This is a genomic window from Serratia sp. CY84636 (genome assembly GCF_052166245.1).
GTDB classification, from domain to species: Bacteria; Pseudomonadota; Gammaproteobacteria; order Enterobacterales; family Enterobacteriaceae; genus Serratia; species Serratia nevei.
In genome coordinates this window covers 1,997,000-2,014,006 of record NZ_JBJNOX010000002.1, presented here as the reverse complement: position 1 = coordinate 2,014,006, position 17,007 = coordinate 1,997,000, and the positions used below count along the sequence as shown (strand labels likewise).

The window sequence follows — 17,007 nt, the reverse complement described above, 5'->3', positions numbered from 1 at the left end:
GATCCCGGGGCTTTTTTCATGGCGGTGCGTCAGGCTTGCTCGCTAGCCGGCAGCCCCGGGCGGTAGGCGAGGAAATACATCAGCCCGACAAAGCCGGCGCCTCCCAGCGCGTTGCCGAGAAATACCGCGACGAAATTGGGCAGATACTGCTCCCAGCCCATGCCGCCGGCAAAGATGGCCGCCGGGATGATGAACATGTTCGCCACCACGTGCTGGAAGCCGATGGCGACAAAAGCCATGACCGGGAACCACATGCCGATCACTTTGCCCGGCACATCCTTGCTGGCGAAGGCTAACCATACCGCCAGGCACACCAGCCAGTTGCAGCCGACGCCGGAAATAAAGGCGTGCAGGAAGTCCGCATCCACTTTGGCCTGCGCGATCGCCAGCGTCTTATGCAAGAACGCACCTTCGGTCAGGCCCAGCAAATGACCGAAGAAGTAGGCGACGGCCAGGCTGCCGGCCAGGTTGGCCAGGGTGACCCAAAACCAGTTACGCAGCACGGCGATGGCGGGGATTTCGCGGGCAAACCAGGCCATCGGCAAGGTCATCATATTGCCGGTCAGCAGTTCGCCACCGGCCAGAATGGTCAGGATCAAACCGATAGGAAAGACCGCGGCACCCAACAGGGCGCCGAAAGAGCCCCATTCGGCCGGCAGGGTGCCGATGACGTGAATATCCAGCAGAAAGCCGGTGGCGATAAAAGCGCCGGCGAGAAAGCCCAGAATCAACAGATTAGCGAGAGGGGCGCGGCTTTTGTTTACCCCGGCCTGAACGGCGAGGGCGGCGATTTCTTTTGGTGAATGCAAAGACATGACGGACTCGGTTTATAGTAATGAAGTTTATGGCGCGGGCAGTCTATGCCGCTCGGGAGTCCGACTCAAGCGCATTTCGCTAACATTCCGTTAATTAAAAATCAACGTGATATACAGGGTCTTTTGCCATTTTGAGATGTAGCGCGCAAAATGGATGAACTCTGCACAAAGTGATGATTTTTTGGCGCCAAACATGCTGATTTGGCGGCTTTTTCAACGCTTGATTCAGGAATTCAATTTAGCCGTTGACAGCTTTGAGCGGGTTTCATATTATGCGCCCCGTTCACAGCACAAAGTGATTGTGGAACGGGGCTATAGCTCAGCTGGGAGAGCGCTTGCATGGCATGCAAGAGGTCGACGGTTCGATCCCGTCTAGCTCCACCAACCTTCTTCTCAGAGAGGTTGGGGAATACCGTAACGCCGGTCAACGCGTACCACTTTTGTGGGGCTATAGCTCAGCTGGGAGAGCGCTTGCATGGCATGCAAGAGGTCGACGGTTCGATCCCGTCTAGCTCCACCACCATTTAAAAAGCCGACCTTAGGGTCGGCTTTTTGCTTTGCGTTATTTCACCTTCGCCGAATGCAGGCCAACAAAAAAGGCGCCCGCAGGCGCCTTGTTATCGCAGTCGGTTCGAGGCTTAGCCCAGTACCAGACCCGCGATGGAAGCGGACAGGATGCTGACCAGCGTAGAGCCGTACACCAGCTTCAGGCCAAAGCGCGACACCACGTTGCCCTGGTGTTCGTTCAGGCCCTTGATCGCACCGGCCACGATGCCGATGGAGGAGAAGTTGGCGAAGGACACCAGGAACACCGACAGGATCCCCAGGCTGCGCGGCGACAGTTCGGCAGACACTTTCTGCAGCTCCATCATTGCCACGAACTCGTTGGAAACCAGCTTGGTGGCCATGATGCTGCCAACCTGCAGGGCTTCGTGTTTAGGAATCCCCATGATCCAGGCGAACGGATAGAAGAAGTAGCCGAGGATTTCCTGGAAGCTCAGGCCGAAGATGGCGCTGAACACACCGTTGAGCGCGGCGATCAGGGCGATGAAGCCGATCAGCATCGCGGCAACGATAATCGCTACTTTGAAGCCGGCCAGGATATACTCACCCAGCATTTCGAAGAAGCTCTGGCCTTCGTGCAGGTTGCCGAGGTGCAGCTCTTCTTCTTTATTGGTGTCGTACGGGTTGACCAGCGACAGCACGATAAAGGTGCTGAACATGTTCAATACCAGCGCCGCCACCACGAACTTGGCGTCCAGCATGGTCATGTAGGCACCGACGATGGACATGGACACCGTAGACATCGCGGTCGCCGCCATGGTGTACATGCGCTTTTCCGACATCTTGCCCAGGATATCCTTGTAGGCGATGAAGTTTTCGGATTGGCCCAGGATCAGCGAGCTGACGGCGTTGAACGACTCCAGCTTGCCCATGCCGTTCACTTTCGACAGCACGGTACCGATAATACGGATGATGAACGGCAGCACCTTGATGTACTGCAGAATACCGATCAGCGCCGAAATGAAGACGATCGGGCACAGCACCTTCAGGAAGAAGAACGCCAGGCCTTTGTCGCCCATGCCGCCGAATACGAAATCAGTCCCTTGTCCCGCAAACCCGAGCAGTTTGTCAAACAGCGCGGCAAATCCTTTTACGAAGCCCAAACCCGCTTCCGAATGCAGGAAAAAGTAGGCCAGCAGTACTTCGATAACCAGTAGTTGAATAACATAGCGAATGCGGATGCTTTTACGATCGCGGCACACCAACAGGGCCAGGATCGCCACCACCACTATCGCCAACGCAAAGTGCGCAATATGGGACATGTTTGCTCCAAATTTGAGGCAGGCTGAATTTCGGCTGTCATTTTATGTAACGCTACGTTTAAAAACGAGACTTCTATTGCAAATATGGAAAATCATAGTGGGAGTTCTCCTAAAGTGTTGCGCAAAAGCATAAAAAATCAAGATGTTAAAGCAGCAATAGGAAATTCGTATTCTTGTGCTAACCTGTCTTTCAGGGGTATTGCAGCCCAAATCCCATCAGAAAAGCACGGAAATCGGCAAGCTCCGCGCTGAACCCTTCGATAAAACCGTTAATGTTGGCTATTACAGAGATAAGTTTTACCGCTCTAAATGCGCTTGATAATTATTATCATTTATATAGAGTGGAGATAAACGTAATTTCAGTAAGGGTTCAACATATGCTGAACAGTCGCGTGGTTGAAACCACCTCCGGGCGCTCCGCCAGAAAAATCAAACTCTCGCTGATGGGGCCCGCCTTCATCGCTGCTATCGGCTATATCGATCCCGGTAACTTCGCCACCAACATCCAGGCCGGCGCCTCGTTCGGCTACAGCCTGCTGTGGGTGGTGGTTTGGGCCAACGTGATGGCGATGCTGATCCAGCTGTTGTCCGCCAAGCTGGGCATCGCCACCGGGAAAAACCTGGCCGAGCATATTCGCGATCGTTTTCCGCGGCCGGCGGTGTGGGCCTATTGGGTGCAGGCGGAGATCATCGCCATGGCGACCGATCTGGCCGAGTTTATCGGCGCGGCGATCGGCTTCAAGCTGCTGCTCGGCGTTTCCCTGTTGCAGGGCGCAGTGCTGACCGGCATCGCCACCTTTTTAATTCTGATGCTGCAAAAGCGCGGGCAAAAACCGCTGGAGCTGGTGATTGGCGGCCTGCTGCTGTTCGTCGCCGCCGCTTATATCGTCGAGCTGGCGTTCTCCCAGCCGCAGCTCGCGCCGCTGCTGAAGGGCATGGCGCTGCCCGATCTGCCTAACGGCGATGCGGTATTTCTGGCCGCCGGGGTATTGGGCGCCACCATCATGCCGCATGTGATCTACCTGCATTCGTCGCTCACCCAAATCGGCGGCGAGCACGACAAGGCGGAGCGCTATGCCGCCACCAAAGTCGATGTCGCCGTGGCCATGACCATTGCCGGTTTCGTTAACCTGGCGATGATGGCCACCGCCGCCGCCGCGTTTCATTTCAGCGGCCACAGCGGCATCGCCGATCTCGATGTGGCTTACCTGACGCTGCAACCGCTGCTCGGGCAAGCCGCTGCCACCGTGTTTGGCCTGAGCCTGGTGGCCGCCGGCCTCTCCTCTACCGTGGTGGGCACGCTGGCGGGGCAGGTGGTGATGCAAGGGTTCGTGCATTTCCATATCCCGCTGTGGCTGCGGCGCGCGGTGACCATGCTGCCGTCGTTTATCGTCATCATGCTGGGAATGGACGCGACGCGCATTCTGGTGCTGAGCCAGGTGCTGCTCAGCTTCGGCATTGCGCTGGCGCTGGTGCCGCTGCTGGCTTTCACCGGCAATCGGGCGCTGATGGGGGAGATGGTCAACGGCCCAGTGGTGCAAAACCTGGGTAAGCTGATCGTACTGGTGGTGGTGGGATTGAACGGCTATCTGCTGATCGGCAGCGTGCTGTAGGCAAAAAAAGCGCGGGCCGGCATGGTGCCGGCCCGTCGTCGTTAATCGCGGTCGTCATCGCCGTGGCGGCGCCAGCGATCGCGATCGTGATCGTGATGGTGTTTTTTCTCTTTCTTCCAGTAATGCTTGTCGCAACGGCGGTCGCACTTGTAATAACGGCCATCGCGAGAGTAGTAGTATTTGCGCCAATAGTCGCGATCGCGCCAGCGATAGCCGTCCCAGTAATAGCCACGCGGGCTGCGGTCGCCGAGATAGCGGCCCTGATGGCCTTGCCACCAGTCACGATCGCGCCAGTCGTAACCGTCCCAGTAACGGCCGCGATTGTCCCGATCGCCGATGCGCAATGAAACGCCCGGCATCAGATCGATGCTGAGCCCTTCGGCGCGAGCCTGCTGTACGGCGGGCAACACCGTCGCCGCCAAGATAGCGGCCAAGAGCAGAGGTTTAAACATGACTTCTCCTTTCCGCTTGCGCGGCCTGGCCGTTAATCACTTTATGAAGCGCGTTCATCAGTTTAAAAAGCGGCCTTATCGTTATTTTTGCTGCAATATCGGCATCATAGCGCCGGCGCATAGGGTTGAATCTGAGAGCCACTCTGAAAACGGCGCCGCAGGCCGAGATTTGAGATTTTTCTGGGGGATCGCCGCTCGGTGGAGCGGCGGTATTTGTAAGCGATTACAGTAGGATTTGTTCGATCTGAACGAGCTCTTCTTCACTGAAATGACGATTGGCCAGCATGCCTACCGCGTCTTCTATCTGCGCATTCTTGCTGGCGCCGATCAGCACCGAGGTGACGCGATCGCCGCGCAGCACCCAGGCCAGCGCCATTTGCGACAGCTTTTGCCCGCGTTGTCGCGCCAGCGCATCGAGGCGATGCACCTTGTCCAGCCGTTCGGCGGTCAGTTGCTCCGGCTGCAGAAAGCGGCTGCCGCTGGCGGCGCGGGAATCTTGCGGGATGCCGTGCAGGTAGCGGTCGGTCAGCAGGCCGCCCGCCAGCGGCGAGAAGGCGATCGACCCGACGCCATGCTCTGCCAATGTATCCAGCAATCCCGCCTCCGGCGTGCGTTCCAACATCGAATACTTCGGCTGGTGGATCAGGCACGGCGTGCCGAGCCGCTGCAGAATGTCGAACGCCTGCCGCGCGCGTTCGGCCGGGTAGTTAGACAGGCCGACATACAGCGCTTTGCCCTGGCGCACCAGCAGATCCAGCGCCGCCATGGTTTCTTCCAGCGGCGTGTCCGGATCCGGCCGGTGGTGATAAAAGATATCCACATACTCCAGCCCCATGCGCTTCAGGCTCTGATCGAGGCTGGCGACCAGGTACTTTTTCGAGCCCCAATCGCCGTAGGGGCCGGGCCACATGGTGTAACCGGCTTTGGACGAGACGATCAGCTCGTCGCGCCAGGCCCGCAGATCGGCGTTGAGTATGCGGCCAAAGTTCTCCTCGGCGGCGCCGGGCGGCGGGCCGTAGTTGTTGGCCAAATCGAAATGGGTAATGCCGCGATCGAAGGCGCAGCGGATCAGGCCGCGGGCGTTGTCGTACAGCGTGGCGTCGCCGAAGTTGTGCCACAGCCCGAGCGAGACGGCGGGCAGCTTCAGCCCGCTGCGGCCGCAGCGCCGGTATTCCATATCTTGATAACGCGTAGGGGAGGCTTGGTAGGACATAGTTATCCTTGTCGGCGGGAGGTGAAGTGCTTTGAGTGTATACGCTTTCACACCGCGCTGCCGGGGGAGCGATCACAGCGCCGGCATGTAACGCCAGGTTGCCGATCGAGGCAGGCGCGTTTGTTCGAAATTTGAACGGCATCTTCGATACTTAAGATAATCGCTCCAGCTGCAGACAGGTGATGATCATGACTCAGACCTATACGGTGGCCGATTATCTGCTCGATCGTCTGGCCCAAATCGGCATCCGTCATTTCTTCGGCGTGCCGGGGGATTACAACCTGCAATTCCTCGATCACGTTCTCGCTCATCCGCAAATCACCTGGGTAGGCTGCGCCAACGAGCTGAACGCCGCCTATGCCGCCGACGGCTACGCTCGCTGCAAACCGGCGGCGGCGCTGCTCACCACCTTTGGCGTGGGGGAGCTGAGCGCGTTGAATGGGGTGGCTGGCAGCTACGCCGAATACCTGCCGGTGATCCACGTGGTCGGCACGCCGGCGCAGCGCGCCCAGCGCGCCGGTGATTTGCTGCACCATTCGCTGGGGGATGGCGACTTTACCCACTTCGCGCGGATAGCCAAAGAGGTGACCGTCGCGCAGGCTAACCTGACCGCCGACAACGCCGCCGTGGAGATAGACCGCCTGATCGGCGTCGCCTTGCTGGAGCATCGCCCGGTTTACCTGATGTTGCCCAGCGACGTCGCACAAGCGCCGCTGTCGGCCAAACCGGCGCCGCTGATGCTGCGTCAGGCCAAACTGTCGCGCAGCGCATTGCAGGCATTTATCGCCGCAGCGCGCGAAAAGCTGCTGCCGGCGCGGCGGGTATCGCTGCTGGCGGACTTCCTGGCCGATCGCTTCGGCGCCGAAGCGGCGCTGGACGAGTGGCTGCAGGCGGTCGACATTCCGCACGCTACGCTGCTGCTCGGCAAAGGCGTGCTGGATGAGAACCGAGCCGGGTTTGTCGGGACCTACTGCGGCGGCGCCAGCGATCCGGCGGTGAAACAGCTTATCGAAAACACCGATGTGGTGATCAACGTCGGCGTGCGTTTGACCGACACCATTACCGCCGGTTTCACGCATCATTTGCCGGTGGAAAAATGCATCGACATTCAACCGTTCGAAGCCTGGGTCGGGCGGCAGCGCTTTAGCCGCATTCCGATGCGCGAGGCGGTGCAGGCGCTGCACCGCCTGAGCCTGTCGCTGGCGTCACGCTGGCCGTTGCCGCCGATCGTCCGCCCGACGCTGCCGGAAACCGATGGGGAAGGGCTGGATCAGCACACCTTCTGGCGGCAGATACAGGATTTCCTGCGGCCCGGGGATATCGTGCTGGCCGATCAGGGCACTGCCTGTTTCGGCGCGGCGGCGTTGACGTTGCCGCGTGGCTGCCGCCTGATCGTGCAGGCGCTCTGGGGATCGATCGGCTATACCCTGCCGGCGACGTTCGGCGTACAGACCGCTGAACCGCAGCGGCGGGCAATATTGCTGATCGGCGACGGCGCTGCGCAGCTGACCGTACAGGAACTGGGATCGATGCTGCGCGACGGGCTTAAGCCGGTGATCTTCGTGCTGAATAATCAGGGTTACACGATCGAGCGTGCGATCCATGGGCCGGAGCAACGTTATAACGACATCGCGCGCTGGAACTGGACGCAGTTGCCGCCGGCGCTGGCCGGCGAGCGGCCGGTGAAGGCGTTGCGGGTCAGCGATCCGGACGGATTGCGCCAGGCGCTGCGCGAGGTAGCGGACGACGATCGGCTGGCCTTCATCGAAGTGATGCTGCCGAAGATGGACATGCCGGAACTGCTCGATACCGTCTCACGCGCCATTCAGGCACGCAACGCCGCCGCTTAAGGCAGGGTATCGCCCAGCAGGCGCTCCAGCATCCAGAACCCCGCCGGGCCCGGCGGGGTCAGTTTGGACCAGACCGCATCCACCGAAATCAGTTTTGGCCAGCCGCGCGGCCGCAGCTGGGTGAGTTTGCCGTGGCCGTATTGTTGCACCAGCCAGTGCGGCAGTACCGCCCAACCGAACCCCTGTTCCGCCATCTCCAGCAACAGCAGATAGCTGGGCGCCGACCAGACCAGGCCACCCTGTCTGGCCGCTTCGGCGCCGGTGTAGGTATTCAGGATCAGCTGGCGGATGCTGGACAGCTGCTCCGGCGTTGGCGCGGCGACCTGGGCCAGCGGGTGCTGATGTGCGACGAACAGCCCCATTTCGGTCTGTTCAGGCAGCCGGGAGAAGGCGATATCCGGCGGATAACTTTTTTGCACTTCCACCATGCCCAAGTGCGCGCGGCCGCTTTGCAGCAGATCGATAACGTCGCCTTCTTCGGCGATCATCCATTCCAGCTCAATCTCCGGGTAGCGCTGTTCGAACAGCTGCATCAACCGATCGTGATGCTTGGGCTGGTAGGTATCGGAAAACACCATGCTCAGGCGCGGTTCAACCTCGCCCGCCAGCTGAATGCTCAGGGCGTCGAGCCGTTCGCTGGCCGCGAGGATCGCCTGCACATGCCCCAGTACCTTGCGGCCGGCGGCGGTGAGCACCGGCTGGCGCGCGCTGCGATCGAACAGCGTCAGCGCCAGATCGGCCTCCAGATTGGCGATGGCAGTGCTGACGGCGGATTGGCTTTTGCGCAGCTTGCGCGCGGCGGCGGAAAACGAGCCGAGGGCGGCGGCTTCGACAAACGCATGCAGCGCTTCCGGAGAATAGTGCATAACCTATCTACTTTATCGATGGAATCTATTTTTAACCTACCCGAAAAAGCGATGATAATCACCTGGCTTTCGCAACAACTGTTGAAAAAAGGTGATGTATGCAACTGCAAAACAAGTCTCTCATTGAACGTATCGTCCACGCCGTCGGTTTCGAGGCCATCGCCGTGATGGTTTGCGCCCCGCTGGGCGCGTGGCTGCTGAACCGCTCAATGGTGCAGGTCGGTGCGTTGGCGGTGATGCTCTCCACCGTCGCGATGCTGTGGAACATGGTTTACAACACGGTGTTCGACCGCCTGTGGCCGGTCAGCCGGGTGGTGCGTAACCTGAAAGTGCGTGCGCTGCACGCCGTCGGCTTTGAAGCCGGTTTTATCCTGATCGGCGTGCCGATCGCCGCCTGGATGCTGAGCATCTCCTGGGCGCAGGCGTTTATGCTGGAAATCGGTTTCTTCCTGTTCTTCCTGCCGTACACCATGGCCTATAACTGGCTGTACGACACGCTGCGCCAGCGCTGGTTCGAAGCGCGCCAGCCGATCAATTCCGGCGCCAAATAAGGCGTCGTCAGCCCGGCGATTCTCAGGTAAGGTCAGAGGATCGTCGGAAATGCTGAGGAACGAATGATGAAAGTGTTGGGCTTGCTGGGTGGCATGAGCTGGGAATCCACCATTCCTTATTACCGCACTATTAACGAGCAGGTAAAGGCACGCCTCGGCGGGCTGCATTCGGCCAAAATCGTGCTCTACAGCGTCGATTTTCAGGAGGTTGAACGCTTGCAGCACCAGGGCGATTGGGACGGTGCCGGCCGGCTGCTGGCCGCCGCCGCAGTGGCTTTGCGCGCCGCCGGCGCCGAAGCTATCGTGATCTGCACCAACACCATGCACAAGGTGGCGGAGGCGGTCGAGCAGGCCAGCGGCCTGCCGCTGATTCACATCGCCGATGCCACGGCGCTGCAGGTGCGGGAAAAAAACATTCGCCGCGTCGGGCTGCTGGGCACGCGCTTTACCATGGAGCAGACCTTCTATCGCGGCCGCCTGCAGGAATTGCACGGCATCGACGTGGTGACGCCGGTCAGCGCCGATCGCGACATCGTACACCGCATCATCTATGACGAACTGTGCCTGGGTAAAATTCGCGACGCCTCGCGCGACGAGTATCGCCGGATCATCAGCGATCTGGAGCAGCAGGGCGCGCAGGGGATTATTTTCGGCTGCACCGAAATAGGTTTGCTGGTGAGCGAGCGTGATGCGTCGGTGCCGGTGTTCGACACCACCGCGATCCACGCCCGCGCCGCCGCGGCGTTCGCGTTGGCCTAATCGTCGTGCGGCGGCTGCCGGCGATTCACCAGCATCAGCGGTTTGCCCGCCAGCGCCAGCCAGGCGGGCAGCATCACGATGCACAGCACCGGCAGCAGGTGCAGATCCGGCACCACCGCCACCGCCATGAACAGGCTGAGCCAGCCGTCGCGCGTGACCACCAGCACCAGCCCCATGATGGCGCAGGAGACGGTGATCGCCGCCGGCACTGCGGGAACGTGCTGATGCAGCATCAGCCCCAGCGCCACGCCGACGAACACCGCCGGGAAGATACGCCCACCGCGAAAGCCGCTGGCGGCGGCGATCACCAGCGCCGCCAGCTTGGTCAGGGTAATGGTCAACAGCGCCGGCACCGAATAGCCGTCGTCTTGCGCGAGGCGCTTCATTTCATCCAGCCCTTTGAACAGGGTAATCTCTCCGCCCACCAGCGCCAGCAGGCCCAGCACAAAGCCCCCCAGCCCTAACATCAACACCGGATTTTTCATCGAATGGAACAGGCGGTGAACGTGCGGGAAGCACCACAGCGCCACCATGCCGAGCGCGATGGCGATCAGCGCCACGATGGCGCCGCTGAAGATGTCCGGCAGCCGAGTTACATCGTAGGCGTCGAGCTGCAGGGCGAAATTGGGCACGAAGAACATCTGGGTGGTGACCGCGCCGGCGGCGGCGGCAACCAGCGGGGCGAACAGCCGATCCCACAGCGGCGTTTCGTTATTGCCCGCCAGGGTTTGCGAGAAGATCAGCGCGGCGGCGACCGGCGTGCCGAACATCGCGCCGATGGTGCCCGCAGCCGCCAGGATGATCCAGTCCATGCGCGGCACCTTCGGCAGCAGGCGCGCTCCGGCGGCCGCTACCAGCGCGATATTGATGGCGGTGATCGGGTTCTCCGGCCCCAGGCTGACGCCGCCGGCCAGGCCGACGATCAGCGCTAACCCCAGTCCCGGCAGTGCGGAGAGCGGTAGGGGCATGCCGATCAACGATTCCGTCGCCGGGTCCGGCCCGGCGTGGCCCGGCATATAGCGCACGATAAGGCCGACCGCCACGCCGGTCAGCGTCAGCATCGCGACCGGCCACCAGGGCGACTGGGCGTCCAGGCTCAGCGCACCGGGCAGCGTCACCCACAGTAATTGCTGCAGTGCGGCGGCAATTTTCATCACCAACAGCAGCACCAGACTGGAAGCGGAACCGATAATCAGCGCAGGCAAAGCAAAGGCCAACATGGCATTGGCGCGCGGATGCAGCATGGATAATCCCTTGTCGATGCCTCCCGGCAGGGCAGGGAGAGCGGGTGGTTGAGCAGTGGCCACAGCTTGCCAGACTATCGGCGCGCAGGCACGCATTGATATTGCCCGGCGTCGATGACGGTTAACAGTCGCCGGGGGGCGTTTTTTGCCGCAATTTGTTTCAAAACGCGGCGCCGCAGGCCAGCTGAAACGTTTTTTGTGATCCGGATCGCTATTGGGGTGCAGATCCGAGGCGGGTGATTGTTGTTTTTGCAGCAGGATTTTACAGTGTGGGCAGCTTTTTATTTTTCATTTTGCGGAGACGAAATCAATGACCTATGCCCTCGTAGGTGATGTTGGCGGCACCAATGCCCGCCTGGCGTTGTGCACTGTTGCGACGGGTGAGATTACCCAGGCGAAAACCTATTCCGGCCTGGAGTTCGACAGCCTGGAGGCGGTGATCCGCCAATACCTGAAAGCGTGCGATATCGAGGTGCAGGACGCCTGTATCGCGATCGCCTGCCCGGTGACCGAAGACTGGGTGGCGATGACCAACCACAGCTGGGCGTTCTCGATCAAAGAAATGAAGGCCAGCCTGGGGCTGAGCCATCTGGAAGTGATCAACGATTTCACCGCCGTCTCGATGGCGATCCCGATGCTCTCGCCGGACGACGTGCTGCAGTTTGGCGGCGGCGATGCGCAGCCGGGCAAACCGATCGCGGTGTATGGCGCCGGCACCGGGCTGGGCGTTGCCCACCTGGTGCACGTCGATCGCCGTTGGGTCAGCCTGCCGGGCGAGGGCGGCCATGTCGATTTCGCGCCGAACAGCGAAGAAGAGGACATCATTCTGGAGGTGCTGCGCGCGGAAGTGGGGCACGTTTCCGCCGAGCGCGTGCTGTCCGGGCCGGGCCTGGTCAATCTGTATCGCGCCATCGTCAAGGCGGACAACCGCCTGCCGGAGAAATGGGAACCGAAGGACATCACCGAGCGGGCGCTGGCAGACAGCTGCATCGACTGCCGCCGCGCGCTGTCGCTGTTTTGCGTGATCATGGGGCGCTTCGGTGGCAACCTGGCGCTGAATCTGGGCACCTTCGGCGGCGTGTACATCGCCGGCGGCATCGTGCCGCGCTTTATGGAATTCTTCAAGGCCTCTGGCTTCCGCGCCGCCTTTGAAGACAAGGGGCGCTTCCGCGACTATGTGCGCGAAATCCCGGTGTTCATGATAACGCACGGCCAGCCGGGCCTGCTGGGTGCCGGCGCGCATCTGCGCCAGACGCTGGGCATGCACCTGTAAGCTCAGGGGCGGGGCAATAAAAAAGGGGCGCAACCCACAGGTTGCGCCCCTTGTCGTTTGCGCGGGGTATCAGGCTTTCGCCAGCTCCGCCGTTTGGGTGGTTTCTGCCGTTTCCGCTTCCACCGCCTTCGGCGCTTTGATGAACAGCGTAATCAGCAGAGAGGCGGCGGACAGAACGCCAATCACTATGAAGGTGGCGTGGAAGCCGCCGAAGTATTTGGCGACGAACGAACCGGCCAGCGCACCCAGGCCGAAGCCCTGGTAGATGATGCCGTAGTTTTTGCTGTGGTTCTTCAGGCCGAAGAAGTCGCCGACAATCGCCGGGAACACGGTGATGTTGCCGCCGAAGCAGAAGGCTACCGCGCCGACGCAGATAAAGAACAGCGTGTGGTTCAGGGTCATGAAGCTCAGCGCGACAATCGCCAGCACGGTAACCAGCATGGTGAAGCTGATGACGCGCATACGGCCAACTTTATCGGACAGCGTACCCAGGATGATGCGGCCGGCGGTGTTGAAGATGGCGACGGCGGACACGGTGTTGGCGGCGGTGGCCAAATCCATCCCGGCCAGTTGAACGCCCATGTCTTTCACGATGCCGATGAGGTACAGACCGCTCATGCAGGCAGCGAAGAAGATGGTGAACAGCAGGTAGGCTTCTTTGGTGGCCAGCATCTGGCGCACGCTGAAGTCGTTGCCCAGACCGTTGGCGCCTTGCTGCGCGGCGTTGGTCGCCAGCACCGGCTCTTTCAGCAGCAGGGAACCGACGACGATCAGGCCCATCACGATGGCGCCCCAGTAGAAGAAGGCACCGGAAACGCCGACGTCGGCGATCAGGGCGGCGTTGACGTATTTGAACAGCAGGCTGCCGCTGCCGAAGGCGCCGACGGAGATGCCGGAAATCAGGCCTTTGTTGGCCGGGAACCACTTAATCAGGTTGGACAGGGTGGAGATGTAGGCGATACCGACCGCGAAGCCCACCACCACGCCGGCCAGCAGGTAGATCATGTCGAGCGAGCTGACGTGGGCGCTGGCGATAAGGCCCAGGCCGACCAGGATGCCGGAACACAGCGTCAGGTTGCGGATGCCGAAGCGCTCTTGCAGCTTGCCGGCGAACAGCGTGGCGAAGGCCAGGAAGAAGCTGGTGATGGAGAAGGTGGTGGCGACGTCCGCCAGCCCCCAGTGGAACTTGTCGACCAGCGGCTGGTTGAACAGGCTCCAGGTGTAGATGGTGCCCAGGCCCATCTGACAGATGATGGTGCCGAGAACGATTAAGCTGCGATTTGCCGGTTTGGTGTTCATGGCCGGTCTCCTTCCTGTGTGTGCGTTGCCGGGCGTGAGCCGTTGGCTGAAATTTGCGGGGTGAAGCTGGGTTCCCGCGGTATGGGCTTATTATATGGCCGGCCCCCCCGGCGGGCGGCGGATCGGGAATGAGTTGCACGGCGGAAGGAATGAAATGCATGTTATGCGGCGTGAGTTGCCGTTTTTGCACCGAAAAGCGCGTGAAATGCCGTGGGTGGCACGTGATCTACATCAAAGATATCAACGATTTATTGTTAACTGCCGGTGAACGATTGTGGTGAAATTGTGAAGGATGCGTCTGAAAGGCGTAAATCGGCATTGCGCCTATAGAGCGGCGATGAGCGTGGGACTATGTTATCTGCGATCGGACGAGGTCCGCTCTGCAGGAGTCCATGAAATGAAAAAAACGCTGTTGTTACTGGCCGCGCTGCTGGCGCTGCCGCTGGCGAGCCAGGCCGACGTGTCCATCGGCGTGAACGTGCCGGGCCTGTCGTTGCATATCGGCGATCGCGATAATCGCGGCCACTACTGGGACGGCTATCGCTGGCGCGATCCGCGCTGGTGGGCCGATCACCACCGGTATGAACGCCCGCGCGGGTACTATTATGGCCCGCCGCCACGGGTGATTTACTACGGGCCGCCGCCGCGCGACTGGCGCGACCGGCCGCATTACCGCATGCCGCCACCGCCGCCGCCCGGCTATTACTACCGTCCGGGCCCGCGCTGGTAAGCGCTTACAGGCGCATCAGCTGGCGAAACTCTTTCACCTTGCTGCGGCTGACCGGCACTTCAAACTCAAGATCGCTCAGCCGCAGAATGTAGGTATTGTTGAACCAGGGCACGATCTCGCGGATCTTCGCCAGGTTTACGCAGTAAGAGCGGTGGCAGCGGAAGAAGTGCGCTTCCGGCAGCCGGCCGTAAAACTCGGTGATGTTCATCGGCATCACGAACTCTTCCCGGCGGGTATAGACCCGCGTCACCTTTTCATCGGCGGCGGCGTAGTAGATGTCGTTGATGTCGGTAACGATGATCCGCTCGTCTTTGATCAGGTTGATGCTGTGGCTGCCGCGGCTCGGCGCGCTGGTCGGTTCCGCCGCGCCGGCGGGGCGCTGATGCAGCGCCTCCAGCTTTTGCAGCATGGTGACGATGCGCGCCTCGTGATAGGGCTTGAGGATATAGTCGAACGCCTCGATCTCGAACGCTTCCACCGCGTGCTCTTTATAGGCGGTGATAAACACGATAGACGGGCGATGCGCGAACTTGCTGATGTTTTGCGCCAGCAGCACGCCGTCCAGCGAGGGGATGTTGATGTCGAGGAAAATGGCGTCGACCTGGTGGGTTTGCAGGTATTTCAGGACGTCGAGGCCGTCCTCGAAGCTGGCGACGATATCGATATTGCTGTGTTTCTTGATCAGGTAGCTGAGTTCTTCCTGCGCGAGGAATTCGTCTTCCACGATGATGGCTTTCATGAGGCCTCCCCGACCGGCGGCGCGCTCGCTTCCTGATGCAGCTTGCCGCCGTTTTTGCTGATGTAGAACGCGATTTCGGTGCCTGGCTCCAGGCGGCGAATATGCAGCCCTTCACCGTACAGCAGCGACACGCGGTGGTGCACGTTGAGCAGGCCAATATTGTGGCCCGGCATCTCGTTGCGCGCCACCCGATCGATGGTTTCCTGATTGATGCCGTGGCCGGTATCCTTCACCGAAATCTTCACCCGATCGCCTTGATCTTTCACCGCGATCACCACCACCCCTTTACCCTTGCAGGGCTGGATGCCGTGCACGATGGCGTTCTCCACCAGCGGCTGGATCAGCAGGCTCGGAATGCGCACCGAGACGTCGTCGTCGATGTCGTAAATCACCGTCAGCTTGGCGCCGAAGCGCGCCTGTTCGATGGCGATATAGTCCTGAATCTGATGCAGCTCCTTGCGGATATCGATCAGTTCGTCGTTCAGCTCCAGGTTGTAGCGCAGGTAGCGCGACAGGTTAATGATCAGTTGGCGCGCGGTGTCCGGATTCAGGCGGATAGAGGAAGAGATGGCGTTCAGCGCGTTGAACAGGAAGTGCGGGTTAATCTTGCTCTGCAGCGCACGCATTTCGGCCTTGTCCGCCATCTGGCGCAGGTGCTCGATGCGGGACACTTCCATCTGCGTGGAGATGATTTGCGACAGCCCGACCGCCATCACCTTCAGCGTGTTGGTGATCTGGTGAGCGTGGCAGTAGTAGATTTTCAACGCGCCGGTCACTTCGCCTTTTTCCCACAGCGGCACCACCAGCTGCGAATGGATCTGCGGCGCCGCCGGGTTTTCCAGGTTGTTCTTGATGATGATCTTGCCGTGGCGAATGCTTTCGCGGGTGACGCGGCTCAGCCCTTCGCGGCCGATCGGGTAGGCTTCGCGCCCTACGCCGACGTAGGCCAGCACCTGATGGGTATCGGTGATCGCTACCGCATCGGCGCGGATGTCCTGGCGGATGATATCGCAGATGGTGGCCAGCGATTCGCTGTTGATGTTGCGGAAATAGGGCAGCGTCTTGTGGGCGATATCCAGCGCCAGCTTGGCCTGGCGCGCGGCGATCACCTCTTTTTCATCCTCGACGCTCTGCACCAGCAGCACGATCAGGCCGATGCACACCGTGCCGAGGATCATCGGCAGGGCAATCTGCGACACGATGTCCAACCCAAGCTCGGTCGGCTTGGCCCACAGCACGATTAGCAGCATGGTGAGGGATTCGCACAGCATGCCGCCGACGATGCCGGCGCGCCAGCGCTGCTCTTTTTTCACCTTGAGGTTGATGTAGCCGGCGCTGATGCCGGCGATGATGCTGGTGATAAGACAAGGCACCGACGTGATGCCGCCGATATCGATCAGATAGCGGTGTACCCCGGCGACGATGCCGGTGACGATCCCCACCCAGGGGCCGAACAGGATGCCGCCGGCCATAATGGCGATGACGCGCACGTTGACCAGCGATCCTTCGACGTTGATGCCGGAGTAGGTGCTGAACAGCGCGAACAGCGAGAAGATCGCCGTGACGATGCCGAGCTCGAGCGGCGTATGGTCTTCTTTTTGCAGCAGTTGGCGGAACAGCCGGGTGCGGGTCAGGAAAAACAGACAGATCAACATCAGCGCGGCGCGATCAAACACCGCCAACAGCATTTCAAAAAAAGGGTGCACGACGGGTTCTCGCTGCGGCCTACGGATGGCGGCAGTATACCACAGCGAAAGGGGCCCGTGGCGCACGCCAC

The 17,007-nt window shown here is 60.7% G+C and carries 15 protein-coding genes and 2 tRNA genes; 8 read left to right on the top strand and 9 right to left on the bottom strand.

Annotated features, from left to right (window positions below):
• Positions 1 to 29: 29 nt before the first annotated feature.
• Positions 30 to 815 carry a formate/nitrite transporter family protein gene (locus ACJ8QI_RS13985; protein WP_047730144.1) on the bottom strand — a complete coding sequence of 262 codons (786 nt, stop codon included), beginning with the start codon at positions 813 to 815 and terminating at the stop codon, positions 30 to 32.
• Positions 816 to 1,123: 308 nt separating this feature from the next.
• On the opposite strand from ACJ8QI_RS13985, the gene ACJ8QI_RS13980 reads away from it, so the two are divergent.
• Positions 1,124 to 1,199: transfer RNA gene (locus tag ACJ8QI_RS13980), tRNA-Ala, on the top strand.
• A gap of 60 nt (positions 1,200 to 1,259) precedes the next feature.
• Positions 1,260 to 1,335 (top strand) — tRNA-Ala (locus ACJ8QI_RS13975).
• Positions 1,336 to 1,453: 118 nt separating this feature from the next.
• Here ACJ8QI_RS13975 and ACJ8QI_RS13970 read toward each other — a convergent pair.
• Positions 1,454 to 2,641 carry a NupC/NupG family nucleoside CNT transporter gene (locus ACJ8QI_RS13970; RefSeq protein ID WP_004936373.1) on the bottom strand — a complete coding sequence of 396 codons (1,188 nt, stop codon included), beginning with the start codon at positions 2,639 to 2,641 and terminating at the stop codon, positions 1,454 to 1,456.
• Between the two features lie 377 nt (positions 2,642 to 3,018).
• Between ACJ8QI_RS13970 and ACJ8QI_RS13965 the strand changes: the two genes are divergently transcribed.
• The gene (locus ACJ8QI_RS13965) at positions 3,019 to 4,254 is read left to right on the top strand and encodes an Nramp family divalent metal transporter (protein ID WP_033635427.1); all 1,236 of its coding nucleotides are present in this window, start codon (positions 3,019 to 3,021) and stop codon (positions 4,252 to 4,254) included.
• Positions 4,255 to 4,295: 41 nt separating this feature from the next.
• On the opposite strand, the gene ACJ8QI_RS13960 is transcribed toward ACJ8QI_RS13965, so the two are convergent.
• Together ACJ8QI_RS13960 and mgrA are read right to left on the bottom strand one after the other, a co-directional pair.
• Positions 4,296 to 4,706, bottom strand: a complete 411-nt coding sequence (locus ACJ8QI_RS13960; protein ID WP_442532668.1) for a DUF2502 domain-containing protein — start codon at positions 4,704 to 4,706, stop codon at positions 4,296 to 4,298.
• 223 nt (positions 4,707 to 4,929) lie between these two features.
• The gene (gene mgrA, locus ACJ8QI_RS13955; RefSeq protein WP_180547545.1) at positions 4,930 to 5,919 is read right to left on the bottom strand and encodes an L-glyceraldehyde 3-phosphate reductase; all 990 of its coding nucleotides are present in this window, start codon (positions 5,917 to 5,919) and stop codon (positions 4,930 to 4,932) included.
• A gap of 188 nt (positions 5,920 to 6,107) precedes the next feature.
• Between mgrA and ACJ8QI_RS13950 the strand changes: the two genes are divergently transcribed.
• Complete coding sequence (locus tag ACJ8QI_RS13950) at positions 6,108 to 7,769, top strand: alpha-keto acid decarboxylase family protein (protein ID WP_442532667.1); 1,662 nt, start codon at positions 6,108 to 6,110, stop codon at positions 7,767 to 7,769.
• Here ACJ8QI_RS13950 and ACJ8QI_RS13945 read toward each other — a convergent pair.
• Positions 7,766 to 8,635: a LysR family transcriptional regulator gene (locus ACJ8QI_RS13945; protein ID WP_442532666.1), complete on the bottom strand. Its 870-nt coding sequence runs from the start codon at positions 8,633 to 8,635 to the stop codon at positions 7,766 to 7,768. The two genes, ACJ8QI_RS13950 and ACJ8QI_RS13945, sit on opposite strands and share 4 nt — an antisense overlap.
• A 98-nt stretch (positions 8,636 to 8,733) precedes the next feature.
• Between ACJ8QI_RS13945 and ACJ8QI_RS13940 the strand changes: the two genes are divergently transcribed.
• The gene (locus ACJ8QI_RS13940; RefSeq protein ID WP_016926809.1) at positions 8,734 to 9,186 is read left to right on the top strand and encodes a multidrug/biocide efflux PACE transporter; all 453 of its coding nucleotides are present in this window, start codon (positions 8,734 to 8,736) and stop codon (positions 9,184 to 9,186) included.
• Positions 9,187 to 9,252: 66 nt separating this feature from the next.
• Positions 9,253 to 9,945, top strand: a complete 693-nt coding sequence (locus ACJ8QI_RS13935) for an aspartate/glutamate racemase family protein (protein ID WP_019453821.1) — start codon at positions 9,253 to 9,255, stop codon at positions 9,943 to 9,945.
• Here the strand turns inward: ACJ8QI_RS13935 and ACJ8QI_RS13930 are convergent.
• Positions 9,942 to 11,189 (bottom strand): ion channel protein, encoded by a 1,248-nt coding sequence (locus tag ACJ8QI_RS13930; RefSeq protein WP_060439294.1) that lies wholly within the window; start codon positions 11,187 to 11,189, stop codon positions 9,942 to 9,944. The two genes, ACJ8QI_RS13935 and ACJ8QI_RS13930, sit on opposite strands and share 4 nt — an antisense overlap.
• A 310-nt stretch (positions 11,190 to 11,499) precedes the next feature.
• Here ACJ8QI_RS13930 and glk point away from each other — a divergent pair, with 310 nt between their 5' ends.
• The gene (gene glk / locus ACJ8QI_RS13925; RefSeq protein WP_060419908.1) at positions 11,500 to 12,462 is read left to right on the top strand and encodes a glucokinase; all 963 of its coding nucleotides are present in this window, start codon (positions 11,500 to 11,502) and stop codon (positions 12,460 to 12,462) included.
• Positions 12,463 to 12,531: 69 nt separating this feature from the next.
• Here the strand turns inward: glk and ACJ8QI_RS13920 are convergent, their stop codons facing one another.
• Entirely contained in the window at positions 12,532 to 13,761 is a 1,230-nt protein-coding gene (locus tag ACJ8QI_RS13920; RefSeq protein ID WP_442532665.1) for an L-lactate MFS transporter, read from the bottom strand.
• A gap of 397 nt (positions 13,762 to 14,158) precedes the next feature.
• Between ACJ8QI_RS13920 and ACJ8QI_RS13915 the strand changes: the two genes are divergently transcribed.
• Positions 14,159 to 14,491, top strand: a complete 333-nt coding sequence (locus ACJ8QI_RS13915; RefSeq protein WP_019453817.1) for a DUF2502 domain-containing protein — start codon at positions 14,159 to 14,161, stop codon at positions 14,489 to 14,491.
• Positions 14,492 to 14,495: 4 nt separating this feature from the next.
• Here the strand turns inward: ACJ8QI_RS13915 and ACJ8QI_RS13910 are convergent, their stop codons facing one another.
• Positions 14,496 to 15,230, bottom strand: a complete 735-nt coding sequence (locus ACJ8QI_RS13910; RefSeq protein WP_442532664.1) for a LytR/AlgR family response regulator transcription factor — start codon at positions 15,228 to 15,230, stop codon at positions 14,496 to 14,498.
• Positions 15,227 to 16,918, bottom strand: coding sequence for a sensor histidine kinase (locus ACJ8QI_RS13905; RefSeq protein ID WP_060419914.1), 1,692 nt, complete (start codon positions 16,916 to 16,918; stop codon positions 15,227 to 15,229). The genes ACJ8QI_RS13910 and ACJ8QI_RS13905 overlap by 4 nt, the downstream gene beginning before the upstream one ends.
• Between the last annotated feature and the right edge of the window lie 89 nt (positions 16,919 to 17,007).